Below are 18732 nucleotides of genomic sequence, written 5' to 3' on the forward strand. Positions count from 1 at the left end.
CGATGCCCTTGGCAAACATGCACGGCGGAAACATCGCAGTCGTCGGTGCTGCCGAGACCACCGACATCGGAGTGCTACCAGGCATATCAGAGATTGCCCTGCATGCGGAAGCTGCGATTAATGCGCTCGCCGACGCACAATTGACCACGCGGGATATCGATGGCGTCGCTACTGCAGGAGGTATGGCACTCGAAGTCAGCCACTACCTGGGCATTGAGCCCCGTTGGCTAGACACTACCCATGTCGGCGGATGTAGCTTCATGTTCCTGGTACGCCACGCCGCCGCCGCGATCGCCGCGGGAGCGGCAACCACTGTCCTCATAACCCACGGGGAATCGGGCCGTTCGCGAGTTGGCCCTATGCCATGGGTCCGCACCCCGGAATCGACAGTTGGCCAGTTCGAAATTCCGTTCGGTGCAGAAACACCCTATTCGACGTTCACTGTTCCGGTTCTGCGTTTTCTGCACGACCGGGGAATGGGTGTAGAGGACCTGGCTTCGGTCGTGGTTGCGCAACGAGAATGGGCGATTCCGAATCCTCGCGCATTTCGACGCAAGCCGATCACCATGGAAGAGGTCCTAGCCTCGTCCATGGTGGCGTACCCGTTCACCAAAGAGATGTGTTGTGTCGTCACAGACGGTGGAGGGGCCCTGGTACTGACATCCACCGAACGCGCAGCCGATCTGGCTTCGGCGGATCGAGCAATCTATCTGCTTGGTTCCGGGGAAGCCACCGAAACTCCGATGGTATCGCAGATGAAGGATCCCACTTCCTTCGGAGCCTTCCGCAATTCAAGCGCAGAAGCCTTCGCAACAGCCGGGATCAGCCACGCAGATGTCGATCATCTGATGATTTACGACGCGTTCGCTCACTTGCCCCTCTACGGTCTGGAAGACCTGGGATTCGTGGGACGGGGTGAGTCCGGAGCTTTCATCGCAGAAGGACACACAGGGCCAGGCGGCACGCTCCCGATGAACACGAATGGGGGCGGCCTGGCCTACACCCACACCGGGATGTACGGCATGTTCGCCATGCAGGAAGCAATTCGACAGCTCCGAGGCGAGGCGGCGTGCCAAGTCAATTCGCTCGAAACGAGCTTCGTACAAGGCGTTGGCCTCTTCTTCTCCGCAAGCGCGAGCCTCGCCTTCACAAACCGTAAGCCTTGACCGAACAGGTGTTCCGCGAGAGGCGCGTACATGCGAACTGCATTTGTACGCCCGCACACCAAACCACCATCACCAAAGACTTTCGGACGAACCGGAATCCGGGTCCGAATCCCCCAGTCCCAGCATTGGCCCGCAGGGCCGAGCCCGACTGTTATCTCCAGAGAGGCGCCGATGTATCCAGGAGCCATAGCCAAAACCACGCCCGACAAGTTGGCCGCAGTGCTGTACGGGACTGATCAGACGCTGACTTTCGCGCAGCTCGAAGACAAGTCGGCAGCGCTTGCGCGGGTTCTGCACGACGCGGGCCTCCGTCGAGGTGATGTGGTGGCGCTGCTGACCGACAATCGTCTGGAAGCCTTCGAGGTTGTCTGGGCGACGCAGCGCGCCGGCCTCTATGTGACCCCGGTCAACAGCCACCTCAAGGCAGACGAAGTTCACTACATCGTAAAAGATAGTGGCGCGAAGGCTCTCATTGTCTCGGCGAGTCTAGGGCCCGTCACCTACGAAGTCGCGGAAATGTCCGACGACCTATTGCTCACTCTGGCCTTCGGTGGTGACGTCCCCGGGTTCTCCTCCTATGAGAATGCCATCGAAGCGGCCGACGAACCACTGGAAGACATGCCCTGTGGCGGGTTCATGTTGTACTCGTCCGGAACCACTGGGTTCCCCAAGGGGATCAAACAGCCGCTACCGGATCGACAACTCGACGAACCTGGTGATTGGGTCGCGCCCATGATCCAGGATTGGTATGGGTTAGATGAGAACGATGTCTACTTGTCACCGGCACCGATTTACCATGCAGCACCCCTTCGATACTCCGTCGCGATGCAAGCACTCGGAGCGACCGTCGTCATGACGTCCAGATTCGACCCACAACAGGTTCTGCGCTGCATAGACGAGCATCGGGTTACGGCCACACAAATGGTGCCGACAATGTTTGTCCGGATGCTCAAGCTTCCGGCGGCTACACGCTCGAGCTTCGATGTCTCGAGTCTGCGTGCCGTTATTCACGCAGCAGCTCCATGCCCGACCGAAGTCAAGCGAGCCATGATTGAGTGGGTAGGCCCCATACTCTACGAGTACTACGGCGCGTCCGAAACATACGGACAGACACTGATTACCAGTCAAGAGTGGCTACAAAAGCCAGGATCTGTCGGCCGCAGCACGATAGGAATTCTGCACATTTGTGATGAGGACGGGAATGAGCTGCCGCCAGAACGGGTGGGCACCTTGTACTTTGAGCGGGACACCATGCCATTCATATATCACAATGATCCCGAGAAGACCTCAGCCGCACAGCATCCACGGCACCCACTGTGGACCACAGTCGGAGACATCGGATACGCAGATGCCGACGGCTATCTCTACCTGACCGACCGCAAGGCATTCACGATCATTTCCGGTGGAGTCAACATTTACCCACAGGAGATCGAAGACACTCTCACGATGCACCCGGCGGTGTTCGACGTGGCCGTAATTGGAGTCCCGGACCCGGAAATGGGAGAACAGGTGAAAGCCGTTGTACAGCTTATGCCGGACGTGAGCCCGAGTGCGGAACTCGCTTCCGAACTCATCCAGCATACGAGGACTCATTTGGCCAAATTCAAAGCCCCGCGCTCCGTAGACTTCATCGATGATCTGCCACGGACACCGACAGGAAAGCTTCAAAAGAGGCTGCTTAAGGCCCGCTACGCAGACAAGGACAGTACAAACGCACCCCGCCCTCATGGGTGAGTAAGACGGCACCCCATCCTCGGTGACACCGACGCGCCAGCAATGCTGGACCTGGCTGGACGGTATGCGAAACGGGATGACCTGCGGAAACCTGCACGAACCGGCCAGCCGCGCCTACTACACGCGAAACCGCGACGAGGGCAAGAAACACAACACCGCCCTGATCTGCCTGGCCCGACGACGCTGCGACGTCCTTTACGCCATGCCGAAAACCAAAGAGCCTTATCGCGATCCGATTATGAAAGCTGCCTGACCAGCTGCTCGATAGAGTCAGCACATGCCCGAGTTGATCGCGCCGACCACGCACCTTCACCACGCCTGGCTCGACGCGCATACCGAGTGGGGCCCAGGCGCCCATGAAGACGGGTTCGGGTTGACGCCCGCCGACGACGTTTACTCGCAAGCCGACTTCACAACGTGGGTGGAACGACTGACCAGAGACGCACACGCTACATACCGGTGGATCGTCGAAGACGACCGAGTACTCGGCGGGATCGCACTGCGACACAGCTTCGACGACTACGTGATGTGGGCCGGGCACATCGGCTTCGGCATTCGACCGACAGCGCGACGGCGCGGGCATGCCACCTGGGCGTTGGGCAGGATGCTCAACCAGGCACGAGTGCGCGGCCTCGACCGCGTCCTGGTCGTATGCGCCACGGACAACGTCGCATCGGCGAAAACGATCCGCGACGCTACTGGATAGAGACTCGATAGAACTCGCACAACCCACGCCGAACCCGCGCACCGATCGCAATCCGACGGGCTGGCCGGTCTGGCGGCCCGCACACGCAGCTCCAACGGGTACTTCTTCGAACCCGAAACGACCCCATCCTTCACAGAAGTTGAAGTCTCCCGACACCCACGGGCGGTTCCCTTCTACCCATCCTCAACGCCTTCAGATAGATTACATAGTGAACTATGTTCGACACCGGCGAGGTCCCTCGCCACGAAAGGACACTCAGATGCAGATCAACGACAGCGTCGCGGTCGTCACCGGCGGCGCCTCCGGTCTCGGCCTGGCCACCACCAAGGCCTTGCTCGCCGGCGGCGCTCGTGTCGTCATCGTCGACCTCCCCTCCTCCAACGGCGAAGCCGTCGCCAAGGACCTCGGTGACCGGACCCGCTTCGTCGCCGCAGACGTCACCGACGAGAACGCGGTATCGGCGGCCCTCGATGTGGCCGAATCTCTCGGCCCACTGCGGATTGCGGTCAATTGCGCGGGCATCGGCAACGCCATCAAGACCGTCGGCAAGGAGGGCGCCTTCCCTCTCGACGCCTTCACCAAGGTCGTCACCGTCAACCTCATCGGCACCTTCAACGTGCTGCGACTGGCTGCCGAACGCATTGCCAAGACCGACCCCGTCGACGGCGAACGCGGTGTCATCATCAACACCGCCTCGGTCGCCGCCTTCGAGGGCCAGATCGGCCAGGCCGCCTACTCCGCGTCCAAGGGCGGTGTCGTCGGGATGACCCTGCCCATCGCCCGCGACCTCGCGTCGCTGCTGATTCGGGTGAACACCATCGCGCCGGGGCTTTTCAAGACACCACTGCTCGGCAGCTTGCCCGAGGAGGCCCAGAAGTCGCTGGGCACGCAGGTCCCGCATCCGTCCCGCCTCGGTGACCCTTCCGAGTACGGTGCCCTCGCCGCGCACATCGTCGCCAACCCGATGCTCAACGGAGAAACGATCCGTCTCGACGGCGCCATCCGGATGGCACCGCGCTGAGGCTTTGGAGTCGGCGGCCGGCGTCCGACGCGTGTCGGACGCCGGCCGCCGACGGTCCAACAAGCGCCTGCTGACGCACACCGGACGGGAGACGAAGATGAGGCGGCCGTGACCACGTTTCCCACCCTGGACGCCGAACTCGCCGCCGCGGCCGCGATGCTCCCCGACATCAGCATCGCCGACCTACCCGCGGCCCGCACGCCGAACTAGGGCTCGATCCCGGCCGCATCGCCGTCGGCGGGGAGAGCGCCGGGGGCGGGCGCACGCCGGTCCGGATCACGCCGAAACAGCTGTCCCGCACGACCGCTGTGGGGAAGAATCTGCCGCCGCCGCGGTCGTATGCACGCGCAGCCGCCGGGACCCCGACCCCGTGCCACAGCTGCACGACTGGTTCGCCGAGCAGTGGATTCGAGTAGGTGTACGCCGTCGCCGCGCAAACCGGGCACCCGCCTGTTCACTTTCGTCGGCTACGACCGGCTCACCGAACCCGTCGGGTGACGCGCAGCGTCGTCGGCCTCGGCCATCAGTACGCGCCGCAGGATCTTCCCGCTAGGCAGCCGTGGCACCTCGCCGAATGCGATCGATCGAGGCGCCTTGTAGTGCGCGACCTTGTCACGGCAATAGTCGATCAGTTCTCGCTCGAGGTCCGGTCCCGGAGTCACGCCGGGAGCCGGCTGGACGACGGCGTGCACCCGCTGCCCCATGTCCTCGTCCGCTAGTCCGATCACCGCGACATCGAACACCGCGGGGTGCAGGGTGAGGGCATCCTCGATCTCCTGCGGATAGATGTTCACACCGCCGGAAAGGATCAGATCCGACCGCCGGGCCGACAGGTAGAGATAGCCGTCCTCATCGACGTGGCCGAGATCGCCGAGCGTGTTCCAGCCCTTGTCGTTGAACGCCTCCGCGGTTTTGGCGGCATCGCCCAGGTACTCGAATCGCTGAATGTCGCTGAACCAGACGGTACCCACCTCACCGGGCGGAAGTTCGTTGCCGTCGTCGTCGCAGATGTGCACGACACCTTGAACGGCTTTGCCGACCGAGCCACGGTGACCGAGCCACTCAGGGGTGTTGATCATGAAGAATCCTGTTCCCTCACTGCCGGAGTAGAACTCGGTCAGCGTGGGTCCGAACCACTCGATCATGCGTTGTTTGACCTCGACCGGACACGGCGCCGCGGCGTGTACGGCCAACCGGAGGCTGGATACGTCGTAGCGGTCTCGAATGTCGTCGGGCAGCTTGAGCATTCGCACGAACATGGTGGGTACGAACTGCGCGTGGGTGACCCGGAACTCGTCGATGAGCCGCAGAGTCTGCTCGGCGTCGAATTTCTCCATCACGACCGCGGTACCGCCGTTGCGCACGGTGCCGAGGGTCCAGCCCAGTGGCGCGGCGTGGTAAAGCGGTCCCGGGCTGAGGTAGATGGAGTCGGGTCCGAAGCCGAATGCGGTGCCCATCAGATGGTCGATGCCGAGTCCGGCGCCGAAGGGCTGCCCGGTCAGTGTGGGGAGAATTCCCTTGGGGCGTCCCGTCGTTCCGGACGAGTAGAGCATGTAGTAGCCCTCGGTCTCGTCCTCGATAGGGGTTGCCGGCAGGTCCGCGATCGCGTCCTCGAGCCGCTCGGCATCGGCGGCGCCGGCGTCGACCACCAGACGCGAGGACAACTCGGGTGCGGCGGCTGCGGCGGCCTCGGCCAGACCGGTCAGCGATGCCGAGTGGATCAGCATCCGGGCGCCGCAGTTCTCGACGATATAGGCCGCCTCCTCGGCACTGAGGTGCCAGTTGACCGGCGTATAGAACAGACCTGAGCGCTGTGCGGCCCAGGCGACCGGGAAGACCTCGAGCTGATTACGCATCAGCATCGCGATGTGGTCGCCGGGGCGCAGTCCACGAGACCGGAACAGATGCGCGATCCGGTTCGACCGCTGTTCGAGCTCGCGATAGGTGAGCGTGTCACCGCTGGGCGCCATCACGATCGCGGGCTTGTCTTCGTACCGGGCGGCCAATTCCGTGAGATTCACGCCGCAACCTCATTTCTTCTCGTCGAGTATGGCCCCGTGTTCTGGAGTACGATCGCGACCTGATTCAGCCCTTGTCCGACAGCGCCTTTCGCCAGTCCCCGGGCACGCGGGCGGCGGCGAATTCGCCCGCCAGCCGGTCCACGACCGCCTGCACGGTCGGTACATCGTCGATCAGCCCGGTCGAGTGACCGGCGCTCCACACCGACTTCCACGGTTTGATGCCCTCGGGCAGGTTCGGCCGATGTGCGCCGGTCGGGCGCGGCAGATTCCGCGGGTCGAGTCCGGCCTGGACGATCGAGGGTTCGAGGAAGCTCGCGGGCAGGCCGGCAATCGCATCGGTGAACAGTACGTCCTCGCTCCTGGAGGTGACCAGCATCTGCTTGTGATCGTCGACCGTGCCCGATTCGGCGGTGGCGATGAACCGCGTTCCCATCACGACGATATCGGCGCCGAGGGCGAGAGCGGCCGCGATCCCGTTGCCATCGGCGATACCGCCGGCCAGCATGATCCGGCCGTCGAACATGCCCCGCACCTTCGGCAGGAACGAGAACGGCGACAGGGTGCCCGCATGCCCGCCCGCACCCGCGCAGACCAGCATGAGCCCATCGACACCGGCCGCTATGGCCTTCTCCGCATGCCGGATGGTCGTCACATCATGGAAGACCTGGCCACCCCATTCGTGGGCGGCCTCGACGACCTCGCGCGGGTCGCCCATATTCGTCAGGATCAACGGCGCCCGATGTCGGCGCACCGTGGCCAGCGCGCGGTCGCGGGCTTGCTTGTCCAGGGCCGCGGATGCCAGCATATTCACGCAGAACGGCGCGAAATCGCCTCCGGCGTCCACGGTCTGCTTCTCGGCCTCGCGGATGGCGTGCAGCCACGTATCCAAGGTTTCCGGACGACGCGGGTTGGCAGACGGGAACGCGCCGATGATGCCGGCTCGGCACGAGGCGATCACCAGGTCGAGGTTGGAGACGATGAACATCGGCGCCGCCATGACCGGCAGCCGCAGCGAGTTCCAGTTGATCATGTGTTGTCCACCTTGGCGAAGTGTGTCTTCCGCAGGTCGGCCTTGCGGACCTTGCCCACCGCGGTACGCGGCAGTTCGTCGACGATCGTCAGCTTTTCGGGAGTCTTCTGCTTCGCCAGACCGGAGGCGGCGAAGTGCCGGCGGACCTCTTCGAGATCCAGTTCCGCACCGGGGGCGAGCACCACGACCGCGGCCGCGACCTCGCCGTAGCGGTCGTCCGGCGCGGCCACCACCACACCCTCGGCGACGGCCGGGTGGGCACCCAGCACATCCTCGATCTGGCCGGAGGAGATCGTCTCGCCCGCACGGATGATGACGTCCTTGAGCCGATCGGTGATCGAGATCCGGCCGTCAGCGTCGAGGTGCCCGAGGTCGCCGGTGCGCATCCACCCGTCATCGGTGAATGCAGCCCGGTCGAGGGAAGAGTCGCGGTAGCCGACGAACTGGTCCGGCCCACGGGTGACGATCTCGCCGTCGACCCCCACCGGGACATCGCGGCCCTCGGGGTCGAGAACGCGGACCTCGACACCGGGCAGCGGCGAACCGTCGGTGTGGATGCGGACCTCCGGCGGATCGTCGACAGCGCAGACGGTGATGGTCGGATGCTCGGTCGAGCCGTAGCACCGGTAGGTCGTGATGCCGGCCGCCGCGGCGCGCCTACCGAGTTCGTCCGGGACCGTCGCCGCGCCCAGCATCAACTCGGTGAGGCTGGCCAGCTTGTCGCCGCGGTCGGCGACATCGAGGATGCCGGTCAGGTGGAACGGGGTGCCGACCGTGGATGTGACGCCGTACGAGGCGATCAGCTCGACCGCGGCGCGCGGATCCCAGTTCTCCAGATACACGGTTTTGGTGCCGTGCAGGATCGGCCGGAGCACAGTGCCCACGCCCGCGATGTGACCGGGCGGGAACGACACCAGATGCACCGCTCCCGCGGACGCGTCCTGTAGATGCGGGAGCGTGCGTTGCTCGGCGAGTAGTGAATTATGGCTGTGCTGGACACCTTTCGGCGCCGACGTGGTCCCGGAGGTGTAGACCAGCAGACACACGTCGTCGGAGTGCACGCGCGGGACGCGGTAGGTGCCGTCGCGATCGAGTTGTGCCCAGTTCGTCGCGCCCGGATAGTCGCCGTCGCCGACCACCACGATCCGCTCGAGGGTGGCGACCGCGGACAGTTCCGCGATCCGGTCGCTGTAGCGAGTGGATCGAACTCGCTCCGGCATGATCAGGACCTTCGCCTCGGACTCCGCGAGGATGAACGACAACTCGGCCGGGCCGTAGATGTGCACCACCGGAACCAGCGTCGCGCCGGTGAGCAGCACCGCCTCGTAGGCCACCGAACATTCGAAGCGGCTCGGCAATTGGACGACCACCGTGTCACCGGGACCGATACCCATCCCCTGCAACGCGGCCGCGATTCGCCGCGCCTCGCGGTGGATCTCGCCCACCGAACTGTCGATCAGCGCGTCGGTACCGGCGAAGACCACTGCGGTGTCCGCGTACTTCTCGCCGCCCTCCTCGAGGGCGTCGACGACGGTGCGGTCGGAGTACCAGCCGTCTCGATACCACTTGGCGCGCAATGCTTCCGGATCGTGGGTGGCGATGTCGGTCATGGTTTCACTCCAATCGGCTGCGAGGATCTGCGCAGGTTCTTGTGCCGCAACGCTCGTGGCTCGTAGGCGAGATCGGCGCGCGCGAGCGTCACACCCGGCGCGACAACCTCGTCGATGAGATCGAGCACCTCGTCGGTCAGCGCGGTCCCCACGACCTTCAACTGGCTTTCCAACTGGTCCATCGTGCGCGGGCCGATGATGGTCGAGGTCACCGCGGGGTGGGCGAGAGTGAATCCGAGCGCCAGGGTGATCAGATCCGTGCCCGCCTCGTCCGCGATCTCGTCGAGCCGGTCCAGCAGTGCCAGCTTGCGTTGCGCGCCTTCGGAATCGATACGCCACGACCCACGACCCAGGCGGCTGAACCGGGCAGCGTCGCCGCCATCGTCGTCACGGCGGTACTTCCCGGTGAGCCAGCCACCGTTCAACGGACTCCACACGATCGCGCCCATGCCATAGCGCTGACAGGTGGGGAATACGTCGCGCTCGGCGCCGCGCACGAAGATCGAGTACGGCGGTTGCTCACAGCGCGGCACGATATGTCCGCGGTCGGCGGCCACCCACTGTGCCTCGACGATCGCCTCGGCGGGAAAGGTCGAGGTGCCGACCATCCGCACCTTGCCGGAACGGACGAGATCCGACAGCGCGCCGAGGGTTTCGTCCAGGTCGGTGGCCTCGTCGAGCCGGTGCACCTGATACAGATCGATGTAGTCGGTGCCGAGACGGCGCAGACTGTCCTCACAGGCGCGCACGATCCAGCGCCGCGACGCCCCGCGATGGTTGGGGTCGCGGCTCATCGGATTGAAGAATTTCGTCGCGACCACCAGATCGTCGCGCCGGCCCGCGATCGCCTTGCCGACGATCTCCTCCGACTCGCCTCGCGAGTACACATCGGCGGTGTCGATGAAGTTGATACCCGCCTCGATCGCACGATCGATGATCGCGCGGCAGTCGTCGTGATCGCTGTTGCCCAGCGCTCCGAACGACATCGCGCCCAGGCATAACCGCGAGACGGTGACACCGCTACGCCCGAGGTGCTCGAACTCCATGCTTCGTCCTCCATACTTCATCGTCCCTACGAGACGAGCATCGGCGCTAGCTCACGACGTCGGGTTCGCGCACCGGGCGGTAGCACGCGCCGAGTAGTGCGGCGGCCGCCACGAGACCGAGCACCACCGACACCGCGAACCCGGCCCAGCCGGCGAAAAGGTTCTGCCCGAAGATCGCCCAGTCCAGGCTTATCCGTCCCGCTCCGGCGACCGCCACCGAGGCCGCGCCGACCGCGAGGATCAGGTTGTACTCCCATCCGTTGCCGACGATGAAGAAGCCGTGCCCGCGGTGCACCGTCCACGCCGCCACCGTCATCAACGAGACGAAGGCGGCTGCCGCGAACGGGGTGAGCAGACCGAGCGCCAACAGGATTCCGCTCCCCACCTCGGTGCCCGCGGCGAGCCAGGCCTGTAGCTTGCCCGGCCGCATCCCGATGCTGTCGAACCATCCCGCGGTTCCGGGAATTCGACCCCCGCGGAACAGCTTTCCGTAGCCGTGGGCAGCCATGGTCAGCCCCAGGACGATCCGGAGTAGCGCCAACCCCGCGTCGATCGAAGTCATGAGATCTCCTTGCCGAGGTCAGGACAGCCGGGCCAGGACCGCGCCGGCGGCACGGTCGCGCAGATTCTCCGGCCGGCCGAGCGCCACCTGGTTGGCGGTGGCCCGCCGCAACAGCAGGTGCGCGGGATGCTCCCAGGTGAATCCGATTCCGCCGTGGACCTGGATGCAGTTCTCGGCCACCCACACCGCGCCGTCGAGCGCCGCGGCCGCGGCGACATCGGCGGCGAGCCTGGTCTCGGCGGCGTCAGCGTCGAGCGCCGCGGCTGACAGCACCTGTGCGCGTGCGCCTTCCGCACGGATCAGCATATCTGCACAACGATGCGAAATGGCTTGGTACGAGCCGATCAGGTGGCCGAACTGCTCGCGCTGTCCGGCCCAGTCCACCGCCAAAGCCAATGCCCGGTTCGCCACGCCGACCGAATCCGCCGCGAGTACCAGCTGTGCCACCGGCCGGGCCGCGTCGAGAATCCGGGTCACCTCGTCACCGCGGGCGATGACCTGTGGCTCGACCCCGTCCAGCACCACGACACCAATGGTGCCCGTCACATCCACGGACTCCTGGGGTTCGACTTCGACCTCGATCGGTTTCACCGTGCACAGGACGAGCTCGCCGGTGTCGGCGTCGCGGGCCAGTACCACCAGCCGCTCGGCGACCGGCGCGCCCGCCACCCGTTCGACCGAACCCGACAGCCGGGAACCGGCCAGTGCCGGCAGCGATCCGTCGACAGCCCAGCCGTTGTCGTCGACAGGGGCGACGAATGCGGCGGTGGCACCGTCACACACCGCACGCACGTCGTCGACGGCACCCGCGTGCCGCAGCACCTCGAGCGCGATCAGTGTCGGGACCAACGGCACCGGGGCGACCGCGTAGCCGGCCTCTTCGACCGCCGCCGCGAGCAGCCGCAATCCGGCGCCGCCACCACCGAGCTCCTCGGGAAGCGCGAGCCCGGGCAGACCGAACCGAATCAGCTCGTCCCAGAGGCCGATGTCGTAGTCGGCGGTCTTGGTCGCCCAGGACAGCAGCTGATCGGTGCCGGTGTGCGGCGCCAGCGCCTTGCCGAGCACCTCACGCAGCGCTGCCTCGTCCTCATCCGGCGGGGTCAGTGGCCGACCCGGTGGAACCACCGCGGGCCGGGTGCCTTCGCCGCGATGCGACGGCAGCCCGAGGACCTGTTCGGCTATGGCGTTGCGCTGGATTTCGGCCGTGCCGGCGCCGATGGTGGAGGCCCGGGTCATGAGGTAGCCATAGGTCCAGCTTCCTCCGTCGACCGCGCCCGGCGATCGGCCACTGAGCGCCGCGCCTGATCCGGTCAGCCGCAGCGCAAGCCGATGCAACTGCTGTTCGAACTCCGATTTGACCAGCCGGTTCACCGAGGCGACGCCGCCCGGATCGACTTGGCGCAGAACGGCATCGAGGGCGCGGGAACTGTTGGCCGCGATAGCCCGCACGCCGGTTTCGACGAAGGCGAGTTCCTGGCGAACCAGAGCGTTGTCGGCGTAGCCCTGACGGATCGCGAGCGAAAATACCTTGTCCACCAGGCCGCGGTAGCGGAACTCATCGGCGAGGAATGCGGTGGCACGCTCGTGACCGAGCGAGGTCCGCATCACCGACCAGCCTTTGCCCTCCTCGCCGACCAGGTTCTCCACAGGCACCACGACGTCGTCGAAGAAGACCTCGGCGAAGTGGTACCCGCCGGAGGCGTCGCGCAGGGGGCGGACGTCGACACCGGGCGAGTTCATCGGGATCAGCAGATAGCTGATGCCGTCGGTGCCACGGCCCGCCGGGCCGGTGCGCACCAGTGTGAACATCCAGTCGGCGCTGGTGGCCTGGGTGGTCCAGATCTTCTGTCCGGTGACCCGGTAGGTCTCACCATCGCGCACCGCTCTGGTGGACAGCGAGGCGAGATCGCTACCTGCGCCGGGCTCGGAAAAGCCCTGGCACCATGTCTCGTCGGCCCGCAGCAACGGCTCGAGAAAACGCTTCTTCTGCGCCTCGGTGCCATAGACGATCAGGGTGGGCGCGACGATGAAGGCGATCGGATTCGGATGCTTCGGCACCCCCGCGGCGCTGGTCATGCGGTAGTAGTCGAGTTGATCCTCGAGTCCGAGCTCGAGCCCGCCGACTGCTGTGGGCCAGCCCGGGGCCGCAACACCGGCGTCGACCATTTCCGACTGCCACGCCCGCGCGGCCGCGGCACGCTCACGCGAGGTCTCCGGCCGTGGACGCCGCGCGTAGTCGTCGAGCAACGCGGTCAAACGCGCACGCCAGTCGCCCTGTCCGGTCATCTGCTCCACCGACCCTGTCGTCGATCCCACCACGCCTCCTCAACCATTCTCAATAAGCACTAGGTTAACTTAGTCATAGATTACAGCTCCGTCATCACAAGCGGAAGGCCCGGACACCGGACTCTCACCGGTCGGGCAGCAGCAGCTTGTTCGCGGCAATCCGGAATGCCTCGCTCAACGCGACCGCCCCCGGGCGTCCCTCGACGGTGTTGACGTCGACCGAACGCGATACCGCGACCGGACTGCCGTTCTGGAACAGGCCGGCCTCGTGCCCGATCGAGGTCCGGCCGATCCGGCCTACCCCGATCCCGAGCTGAACAGCGCCCGGGTACCGCACTTCCGCGAGATAGTCGATCTCGACGTGGGCCAGAACCGTACGCAGCGGCTCACCGTCCGGCACCAGAGCTGCGATGGCGCGATTCAACACCACGCGTCCCTCTTCGAAGAATCGGGCAATCGCAACATTGTTCACGTGGCCGAGAGTGTCGACATCGGCGAAGACCAGGCTGATCTCACGCCGGCACGGGTACATCTCGAGCGGCAGGCGATCGTTCATCCGCCGGGCGCCGTCCGACCGGGCTCGGCCGCCGCGACGAACAGTCCCCGGGCCGACACCGTCACCTGCCCATCGGCGATGATCTCGCCGATCGCGTGAAGTTTGCGCCCCTCCCGACGGAGTTGGCGGGCACGCACGGTCAGCGGCGTATAGAGCGGTGTCGGCCGACGGTAGGTGATATCGAGTTGTGCGGTCATGCCGCCCACGCCCACCATGTTGTTCGCAACCGCCAGTGCGGCGTCGAGCAGCAGTGCGCACACCCCGCCGTGCACGAGGGCGGGCGGGCCCTGGTACGGAAGCCCCAGGGTGACAACCCCTTCCGCCCAGCCGCCGCCCGCGTCTCGCATGGCCAGGGGTGGCGCGAGGGGGTTCTCCGGCCCGGTCGCGGGATCGTGTCGCGCCACCCCGTCGCCGTTCCACATCTGCGACAGCTGCGCGGGCACCGGCCGGGTCCGACCCTCGAGGGTCTCGGCGAGGCGCTGCAATTCGGCGGCAGCGGCGGGCAGACCACCCTCGTCGGGCGCCGTGCGCGCCAGGGCTCCGACGATTCGCCGTACCGCGATCACGGCATCGTTCAACGGATCGTCGATCGCAGACGCGGTGAGGAAGGATTCACCAGGCACCGAGCGGGACAGCATCTTCCGACGTGACGGCACGCTCCAATCGATCATCGCGCGGCCGTCTTCTCGCGCCGTGATGTCGTGTCGTGGTAGGCCATTTCCTGCGCCAGGCTCGCCACGACCTCCCCACTGTCGATGACCGTGCCCGTATACCAGCCGCGCATGCCCGCTGACACACCCTTCGCATGGTCGACGAAGAGCCAGTCGTCCCAGCGCGGTGTCCGGTGGAACCACAGGGCATGGTCGAGGCTCGGGCCGAGGAGTTCGCTGCCGACCGTGCGCCGCAGTCCCGTGGAAAAGTCCGACATGTAGGCGATCGCGGCGGCATGCATCAGCGGATCGTCCTGCGGCAGATCGCCGTTCGGGCGAACCCAGAACTTGACCGGGAAGAACTTGTCCGGCACCGACCAGTCCTGGACCCGAACCTGCAGGGCCAGTTCCGGATCCGGCACGATCGCACGGCATCGCTCGGGCGGAGCGGTCGGTGTCACCTCCGATCCAGTGTGCTCCTCGCCGTCGGCCGGCGTCCGAAACGACGCCGACATGCTGAAAATGACCTCGCCGTCCTGCACCGCGACCACTCGGCGCGCCGAGTACGACCTGCCGTCGCGGTCGTTGTCGACGCGGAACAGGACCGGGCAGGCGCTGTCACCGCGGCGCAGAAAGTATCCGTGCAACGAGTGCGGCAGACGATCCGGGTCGACGGTGGCACCGCAGGCCAGCAAGGCTTGCGCCAAGACCTGGCCCCCGTACAGCGGGCGATCGACCTCGAAAAGGTGCGCCGATCGGAACAGTTCACGGTCGATGCGGTCGAGGCTCAGGACGTCGACGAGTGGCACCGACCGTAATTCGTCGGCATGCCGCTGCGCCGCCGGCTCAGACATCCGAGCTCGACTTGGCCGGGCGTTTGTCGAAGCGGTCACCGATATCCTTGCCGTCCGGCCGCCAGGACGCCGCGGCCTCTGCCTCGAGACCGAGGGCGTGTGCCACCGAGGCGCCGGCTCCCTCCTTGAGCAGGCGCAGCATGCGCTGCACCGCGACCGGATGGCTGTCGGCTATGGAGGCGGCCACCGCGAGTGTGCGCTCCATCAACTTCTCGTGCGGCACAACCTCGTTCGCCAAACCGATGCGCAGCGCAGTCGCGGAATCGATCGGGTCGCCGCTGAGAATGATCTGAATCGCGGCCGGCAATCCGACGATCCGGGGCAGCATCGCACTGCCGCCCCAGCCGTTCAGCAGTCCGATCGAGGCATGGGTATCGGCGAAGACGGCCCGGTCGGAGGCGATGATGAACGAACAGTTCACCGCGAACTCGAACCCCCCCGTGTAGCAAGGCCCGTTGACCGCGGCGATCACCGGCTTGCCGATGGCGCGCAGGACGTGAGTCGGTGTGGCGCCCTCGGTGCGCGGCGGCGGACCGGTCAGCGCCTCGGGCAGGTCGACACCGGCGGAGAACGCCGAGCCCGCGCCGGTGATGACCACGACCCGGACGTCCTCGTCCGCGTCGGCCTTCCACAATTCCCGCTTGATCGACTTGCGCATCGCCCGATTGATCGCGTTGCGCCGATCGGGACGATTCAGCGTCAGGATCGCGACATGACCCTCGCGGGTCACCAGAACGGGTTCGGCCTCGACCCCGTCGTTCTTCTCACCCATCGGGCCTCCTTATTCCTCAAACGAATTCGACTACGGCCTCGGTGAACGCGTCGTTGTCGTCACCGGCGGCGGTATGGCCCGCTCCACCCAACTCGACACAACGCGCGCTGGGCACCACGGCCAGGAACTTCTCCACGGCCTCGCGGCTGACTACATCAGACAGTGCGCCGCGCACGACGAGGATCGGCACGCCGAGGGCGGCCGCCGACGATTCCAGTTTCCGAACCCACGCGTCCAGGTCGCGTTCCGGCTTGCGGAGGAACTGCGGATCCCAATGCCATCGCCAGCGTCCGTCCGGTCGCTGTCTCAGATTGCGGCGCAAGCCTTCCGGGCTGTGCGGGCGCTTTCGATGCGGCAGATAGGCCGCGATCGCGTCCGCGGCCTCCTCGAGACTGGCGAAGCCGTCCGGATTTCCCAGCATGAAGGTCCGGATCCGGGTTCCACCGCCGCGCTCGATCCGGGGCACGACGTCGACCAGCACCAGCTTGCGGATTCGGTGCGAACCCAGGTCGCCGGCGACCTGCAACCCGGTCAGTCCGCCGAGACTCGCCCCGACGATGGTGACCGGTTGCCCGATCTCGTCGATGACCGCACGCACGTCCTGAGCGAGAATGTCCCAGTCGTACTCGGCGGCCGACCGTGCCCACGCGCTGTCCCCGTGACCGCGAGTATCGATGGCCACCACACGAAAGCCTCTGGCCGCCAGTCGGATACCGGTCTTCTTCCACGAGTGCCGGGTCTGTCCGGTTCCGTGCAGCAGCAACACCACCGGATCGTCGTCACTCCCCCAGCAATCCCCCACCAGGCGCAGGTCACCGGCCCCGCGGAATTCCACGGGGCGGCCCGGCTCGGTGGTCGCGATACTCATAGCGCTCCTCGTCCGCCGGCGTCAGGAGACCACGACCGGATCCGAGATCAGCGCCGCGTTGCGTCGCAGCACGGTTTCGGCCTCGGCGGCGATCCGGGTGACCAGCTCACCCGCGGTCGGAATGTCGTGGATCAGGCCCTGCACCATTCCGACGGTCCAGATGCCCGCCTCGGGATCACCGTTCTCATAGACCTTGCGGCCGCGTGTGCCCGCGACCAGCTCCTGCACATCCTTGAATCGTCCACCCTTACCGAGGATCTCGACCACCTCTTCGCTGACCGAGTTCTTCGCCGCGCGCATGGTATTGCGCAACTGGCGGAAGATGAGCTGGGTGTCGAGTTCGCTCGCCTCGACGATCTGCTCTTTGATCCGCTGGTGAATCGGGCTCTCCACGGTGCACATGAAGCGAGTGCCCATGTTGATGCCGTCGGCGCCCAGCGCGAGCGCCGCGGCCAGGCCCCGCCCGTCGGCGAAACCGCCGGAGGCCAGGATCGGCACCGTCAGCTTGTCCGCCGCCGCGGGGATGAGCACCAGGCCGGGGACGTCGTCCTCACCGGGGTGCCCGGCGCACTCGAAGCCGTCGATACTCAGCGCGTCCACGCCCAGGCTCTGCGCCTTCAGGGCGTGCCGCACGCTGGTGCACTTGTGGATCACCTTGATGCCGTGCTGTTTGAAGTGCTCGACGTGCACCTGCGGATTCGAGCCGGCGGTCTCGACGATCGTGATCCCGGACTCGATGATCGCCTGCCGGTACTCCTCGTACGGCGGCGGGTTGATCGACAGCGTGAGAGTGAGATTGACGCCGAACGGCTTGTCGGTCATCTCCCGGGCGCGTGCGATTTCCTTGGCGAGATCCTCCGGCGTGGGCTGGGTGAGCCCGGTGATGATGCCCAGGCCGCCCGCCTCCGATACCGCCGCAGCGAGCTCGGCCCGGCCGACCCACATCATGCCGCCTTGGACGATCGGGTGTTCGACGCCGAACTCTTCGGTGAATCGTGTCTTCAACATGGGGGACTCCTAGACGTGCGCGGTGGTGGCGGATTGCGCGTCAGGCCGATAGAAGACGGCCGCACGCTTCTCCATGAAGGCCGCCCTGGCCTCCTCGGCCTCGGCGCCGACGATGTTGTTGGCTTGGACGTGGTTTTCGCGTTGCAGCGCGGCTTCGATGCTGCCGCCGTCCGCGGCCGCGTCGAGTAGCTGTTTGGTCAGCGAGAGTGCCTGGGCGGGCGCCTGCACCAGCCGGCGGGCCATCGACTCGACCGTGGCGTCGAGCTCCTCGACGGCCACGATCCGGGTGACCAGGCCGAGCTCGGAAGCTTCGGCCGCCGAGAGGATTTCACCGAAGAAGGCCAGTTCCTTGGCCTTCTGCAGGCCGACCAGCCGAGGCAGCAGCCAGCTGCCGCCGAAGTCGAGCGACAGGGCGCGGCGGATGAAGATCTGGGAGAACCTAGCCCGCTCGGTGGCGACGACCAGATCGCAACCGAGCGCGAGATTCCAGCCGGCGCCGACCGCGACCCCGTCCACCTTGGCAATGGTGGGGATGGTCAACGCGGACAGTGCCTGCGCCGCATGGCTGGCGCGCTTCATGTAGTCGAGCGCGTCGCCGGTGACCCCCTCCAGATCGGCGCCCGAGCAGAAGTCACCACCGGCCCCGGTCAGTACCATCACACGGTCCCCGGCGGTACGCTCGATCTCGGTGAAGGTCTCGGCGAGCTCACGCCACATGGCCGGGCTGCCGGCGTTCTTCTTCTCCGGCCGCGACATCACGACCGTCACCACACCGTCGTGGCGTTCGACTTCCAGCGTCTGCACCGCGTCCACCTCTCCGCCGATCTTCGGCGCCTTCATCG

Annotated in this window: 17 protein-coding genes and 1 pseudogene; 5 read left to right on the forward strand and 13 right to left on the reverse strand. The window is 66.1% G+C overall.

What is annotated here, in order from left to right:
- Window positions 1-2: 2 nt before the first annotated feature.
- From C5E41_RS18695 to C5E41_RS18715, 5 genes and pseudogenes are all read left to right on the forward strand, one after another.
- Window positions 3-1166 carry a thiolase C-terminal domain-containing protein gene (locus tag C5E41_RS18695; protein ID WP_104377096.1) on the forward strand — a complete coding sequence of 388 codons (1164 nt, stop codon included), beginning with the start codon at window positions 3-5 and terminating at the stop codon, window positions 1164-1166.
- Window positions 1167-1337: 171 nt separating this feature from the next.
- Window positions 1338-2900 carry an acyl-CoA synthetase gene (locus tag C5E41_RS18700; protein WP_104377097.1) on the forward strand — a complete coding sequence of 521 codons (1563 nt, stop codon included), beginning with the start codon at window positions 1338-1340 and terminating at the stop codon, window positions 2898-2900.
- 91 nt (window positions 2901-2991) lie between these two features.
- Window positions 2992-3153: pseudogene (locus C5E41_RS18705) on the forward strand (IS110 family transposase); the annotation flags it as partial.
- 24 nt (window positions 3154-3177) lie between these two features.
- Window positions 3178-3606 carry a GNAT family N-acetyltransferase gene (locus tag C5E41_RS18710; RefSeq protein WP_104377098.1) on the forward strand — a complete coding sequence of 143 codons (429 nt, stop codon included), beginning with the start codon at window positions 3178-3180 and terminating at the stop codon, window positions 3604-3606.
- 259 nt (window positions 3607-3865) lie between these two features.
- A complete protein-coding gene (locus C5E41_RS18715) occupies window positions 3866-4627 on the forward strand; it encodes a 3-hydroxyacyl-CoA dehydrogenase (RefSeq protein ID WP_104377099.1) in 762 nt (253 codons plus the stop codon).
- A gap of 467 nt (window positions 4628-5094) precedes the next feature.
- Here C5E41_RS18715 and C5E41_RS18720 read toward each other — a convergent pair whose 3' ends face one another.
- The 13 genes from C5E41_RS18720 to C5E41_RS18780 form a co-directional block, all read right to left on the reverse strand.
- Window positions 5095-6597 carry an acyl-CoA synthetase gene (locus tag C5E41_RS18720; protein ID WP_439956429.1) on the reverse strand — a complete coding sequence of 501 codons (1503 nt, stop codon included), beginning with the start codon at window positions 6595-6597 and terminating at the stop codon, window positions 5095-5097.
- 115 nt (window positions 6598-6712) lie between these two features.
- Window positions 6713-7678 carry an NAD(P)H-dependent flavin oxidoreductase gene (locus C5E41_RS18725; RefSeq protein WP_104377101.1) on the reverse strand — a complete coding sequence of 322 codons (966 nt, stop codon included), beginning with the start codon at window positions 7676-7678 and terminating at the stop codon, window positions 6713-6715.
- Window positions 7675-9288: an AMP-binding protein gene (locus tag C5E41_RS18730; protein WP_104377102.1), complete on the reverse strand. Its 1614-nt coding sequence runs from the start codon at window positions 9286-9288 to the stop codon at window positions 7675-7677. Before C5E41_RS18730 ends, C5E41_RS18725 begins: the two co-directional genes overlap by 4 nt.
- Entirely contained in the window at window positions 9285-10334 is a 1050-nt protein-coding gene (locus C5E41_RS18735) for an aldo/keto reductase (RefSeq protein ID WP_104377103.1), read from the reverse strand. Before C5E41_RS18735 ends, C5E41_RS18730 begins: the two co-directional genes overlap by 4 nt.
- A gap of 46 nt (window positions 10335-10380) precedes the next feature.
- A complete protein-coding gene (locus C5E41_RS18740) occupies window positions 10381-10896 on the reverse strand; it encodes a DoxX family protein (protein WP_104377104.1) in 516 nt (171 codons plus the stop codon).
- 18 nt (window positions 10897-10914) lie between these two features.
- Complete coding sequence (locus C5E41_RS18745) at window positions 10915-13182, reverse strand: acyl-CoA dehydrogenase family protein (protein WP_104377206.1); 2268 nt, start codon at window positions 13180-13182, stop codon at window positions 10915-10917.
- Between the two features lie 124 nt (window positions 13183-13306).
- On the reverse strand, window positions 13307-13738 hold the full coding sequence (locus tag C5E41_RS18750) for an acyl-CoA thioesterase (protein WP_104377105.1): 432 nt from the start codon (window positions 13736-13738) through the stop codon (window positions 13307-13309).
- Window positions 13735-14394 (reverse strand): PaaI family thioesterase, encoded by a 660-nt coding sequence (locus C5E41_RS18755; protein ID WP_258081064.1) that lies wholly within the window; start codon window positions 14392-14394, stop codon window positions 13735-13737. The genes C5E41_RS18750 and C5E41_RS18755 overlap by 4 nt, the downstream gene beginning before the upstream one ends.
- Window positions 14395-14405: 11 nt before the next feature.
- Window positions 14406-15242, reverse strand: a complete 837-nt coding sequence (locus C5E41_RS18760; protein ID WP_104377107.1) for an acyl-CoA thioesterase — start codon at window positions 15240-15242, stop codon at window positions 14406-14408.
- Complete coding sequence (locus C5E41_RS18765) at window positions 15235-16014, reverse strand: enoyl-CoA hydratase-related protein (protein WP_104377108.1); 780 nt, start codon at window positions 16012-16014, stop codon at window positions 15235-15237. The genes C5E41_RS18760 and C5E41_RS18765 overlap by 8 nt, the downstream gene beginning before the upstream one ends.
- Window positions 16015-16030: 16 nt before the next feature.
- Entirely contained in the window at window positions 16031-16882 is an 852-nt protein-coding gene (locus tag C5E41_RS18770; protein ID WP_104377109.1) for an alpha/beta fold hydrolase, read from the reverse strand.
- Window positions 16883-16903: 21 nt separating this feature from the next.
- The gene (locus tag C5E41_RS18775; protein ID WP_104377110.1) at window positions 16904-17890 is read right to left on the reverse strand and encodes an NAD(P)H-dependent flavin oxidoreductase; all 987 of its coding nucleotides are present in this window, start codon (window positions 17888-17890) and stop codon (window positions 16904-16906) included.
- A gap of 9 nt (window positions 17891-17899) precedes the next feature.
- Window positions 17900-18730, reverse strand: coding sequence for an enoyl-CoA hydratase/isomerase family protein (locus tag C5E41_RS18780; RefSeq protein ID WP_104377111.1), 831 nt, complete (start codon window positions 18728-18730; stop codon window positions 17900-17902).
- Window positions 18731-18732: the final 2 nt, after the last annotated feature.

This window comes from Nocardia nova (assembly GCF_002933465.1).
Classification (GTDB): Bacteria; Actinomycetota; Actinomycetes; order Mycobacteriales; family Mycobacteriaceae; genus Nocardia; species Nocardia nova_B.

Excerpts from the sequence above, each read along its gene's own strand:
- C5E41_RS18695 (WP_104377096.1), top strand. The coding sequence starts at position 3 with ATGCCCTTGGCAAACATGCACGGCGGAAACATCGCAGTCGTCGGTGCT.
- C5E41_RS18700 (WP_104377097.1), top strand. The coding sequence starts at position 1,338 with ATGTATCCAGGAGCCATAGCCAAAACCACGCCCGACAAGTTGGCCGCA.
- C5E41_RS18710 (WP_104377098.1), top strand. The coding sequence starts at position 3,178 with ATGCCCGAGTTGATCGCGCCGACCACGCACCTTCACCACGCCTGGCTC.
- C5E41_RS18715 (WP_104377099.1), top strand. The coding sequence starts at position 3,866 with ATGCAGATCAACGACAGCGTCGCGGTCGTCACCGGCGGCGCCTCCGGT.
- C5E41_RS18720 (WP_439956429.1), bottom strand. The coding sequence starts at position 6,597 with ATGGCGCCCAGCGGTGACACGCTCACCTATCGCGAGCTCGAACAGCGG.
- C5E41_RS18725 (WP_104377101.1), bottom strand. The coding sequence starts at position 7,678 with ATGATCAACTGGAACTCGCTGCGGCTGCCGGTCATGGCGGCGCCGATG.
- C5E41_RS18730 (WP_104377102.1), bottom strand. The coding sequence starts at position 9,288 with ATGACCGACATCGCCACCCACGATCCGGAAGCATTGCGCGCCAAGTGG.
- C5E41_RS18735 (WP_104377103.1), bottom strand. The coding sequence starts at position 10,334 with ATGGAGTTCGAGCACCTCGGGCGTAGCGGTGTCACCGTCTCGCGGTTA.
- C5E41_RS18740 (WP_104377104.1), bottom strand. The coding sequence starts at position 10,896 with ATGACTTCGATCGACGCGGGGTTGGCGCTACTCCGGATCGTCCTGGGG.
- C5E41_RS18745 (WP_104377206.1), bottom strand. The coding sequence starts at position 13,182 with ATGACCGGACAGGGCGACTGGCGTGCGCGTTTGACCGCGTTGCTCGAC.
- C5E41_RS18750 (WP_104377105.1), bottom strand. The coding sequence starts at position 13,738 with ATGAACGATCGCCTGCCGCTCGAGATGTACCCGTGCCGGCGTGAGATC.
- C5E41_RS18760 (WP_104377107.1), bottom strand. The coding sequence starts at position 15,242 with ATGTCTGAGCCGGCGGCGCAGCGGCATGCCGACGAATTACGGTCGGTG.
- C5E41_RS18765 (WP_104377108.1), bottom strand. The coding sequence starts at position 16,014 with ATGGGTGAGAAGAACGACGGGGTCGAGGCCGAACCCGTTCTGGTGACC.
- C5E41_RS18770 (WP_104377109.1), bottom strand. The coding sequence starts at position 16,882 with ATGAGTATCGCGACCACCGAGCCGGGCCGCCCCGTGGAATTCCGCGGG.
- C5E41_RS18775 (WP_104377110.1), bottom strand. The coding sequence starts at position 17,890 with ATGTTGAAGACACGATTCACCGAAGAGTTCGGCGTCGAACACCCGATC.
- C5E41_RS18780 (WP_104377111.1), bottom strand. The coding sequence starts at position 18,730 with ATGAAGGCGCCGAAGATCGGCGGAGAGGTGGACGCGGTGCAGACGCTG.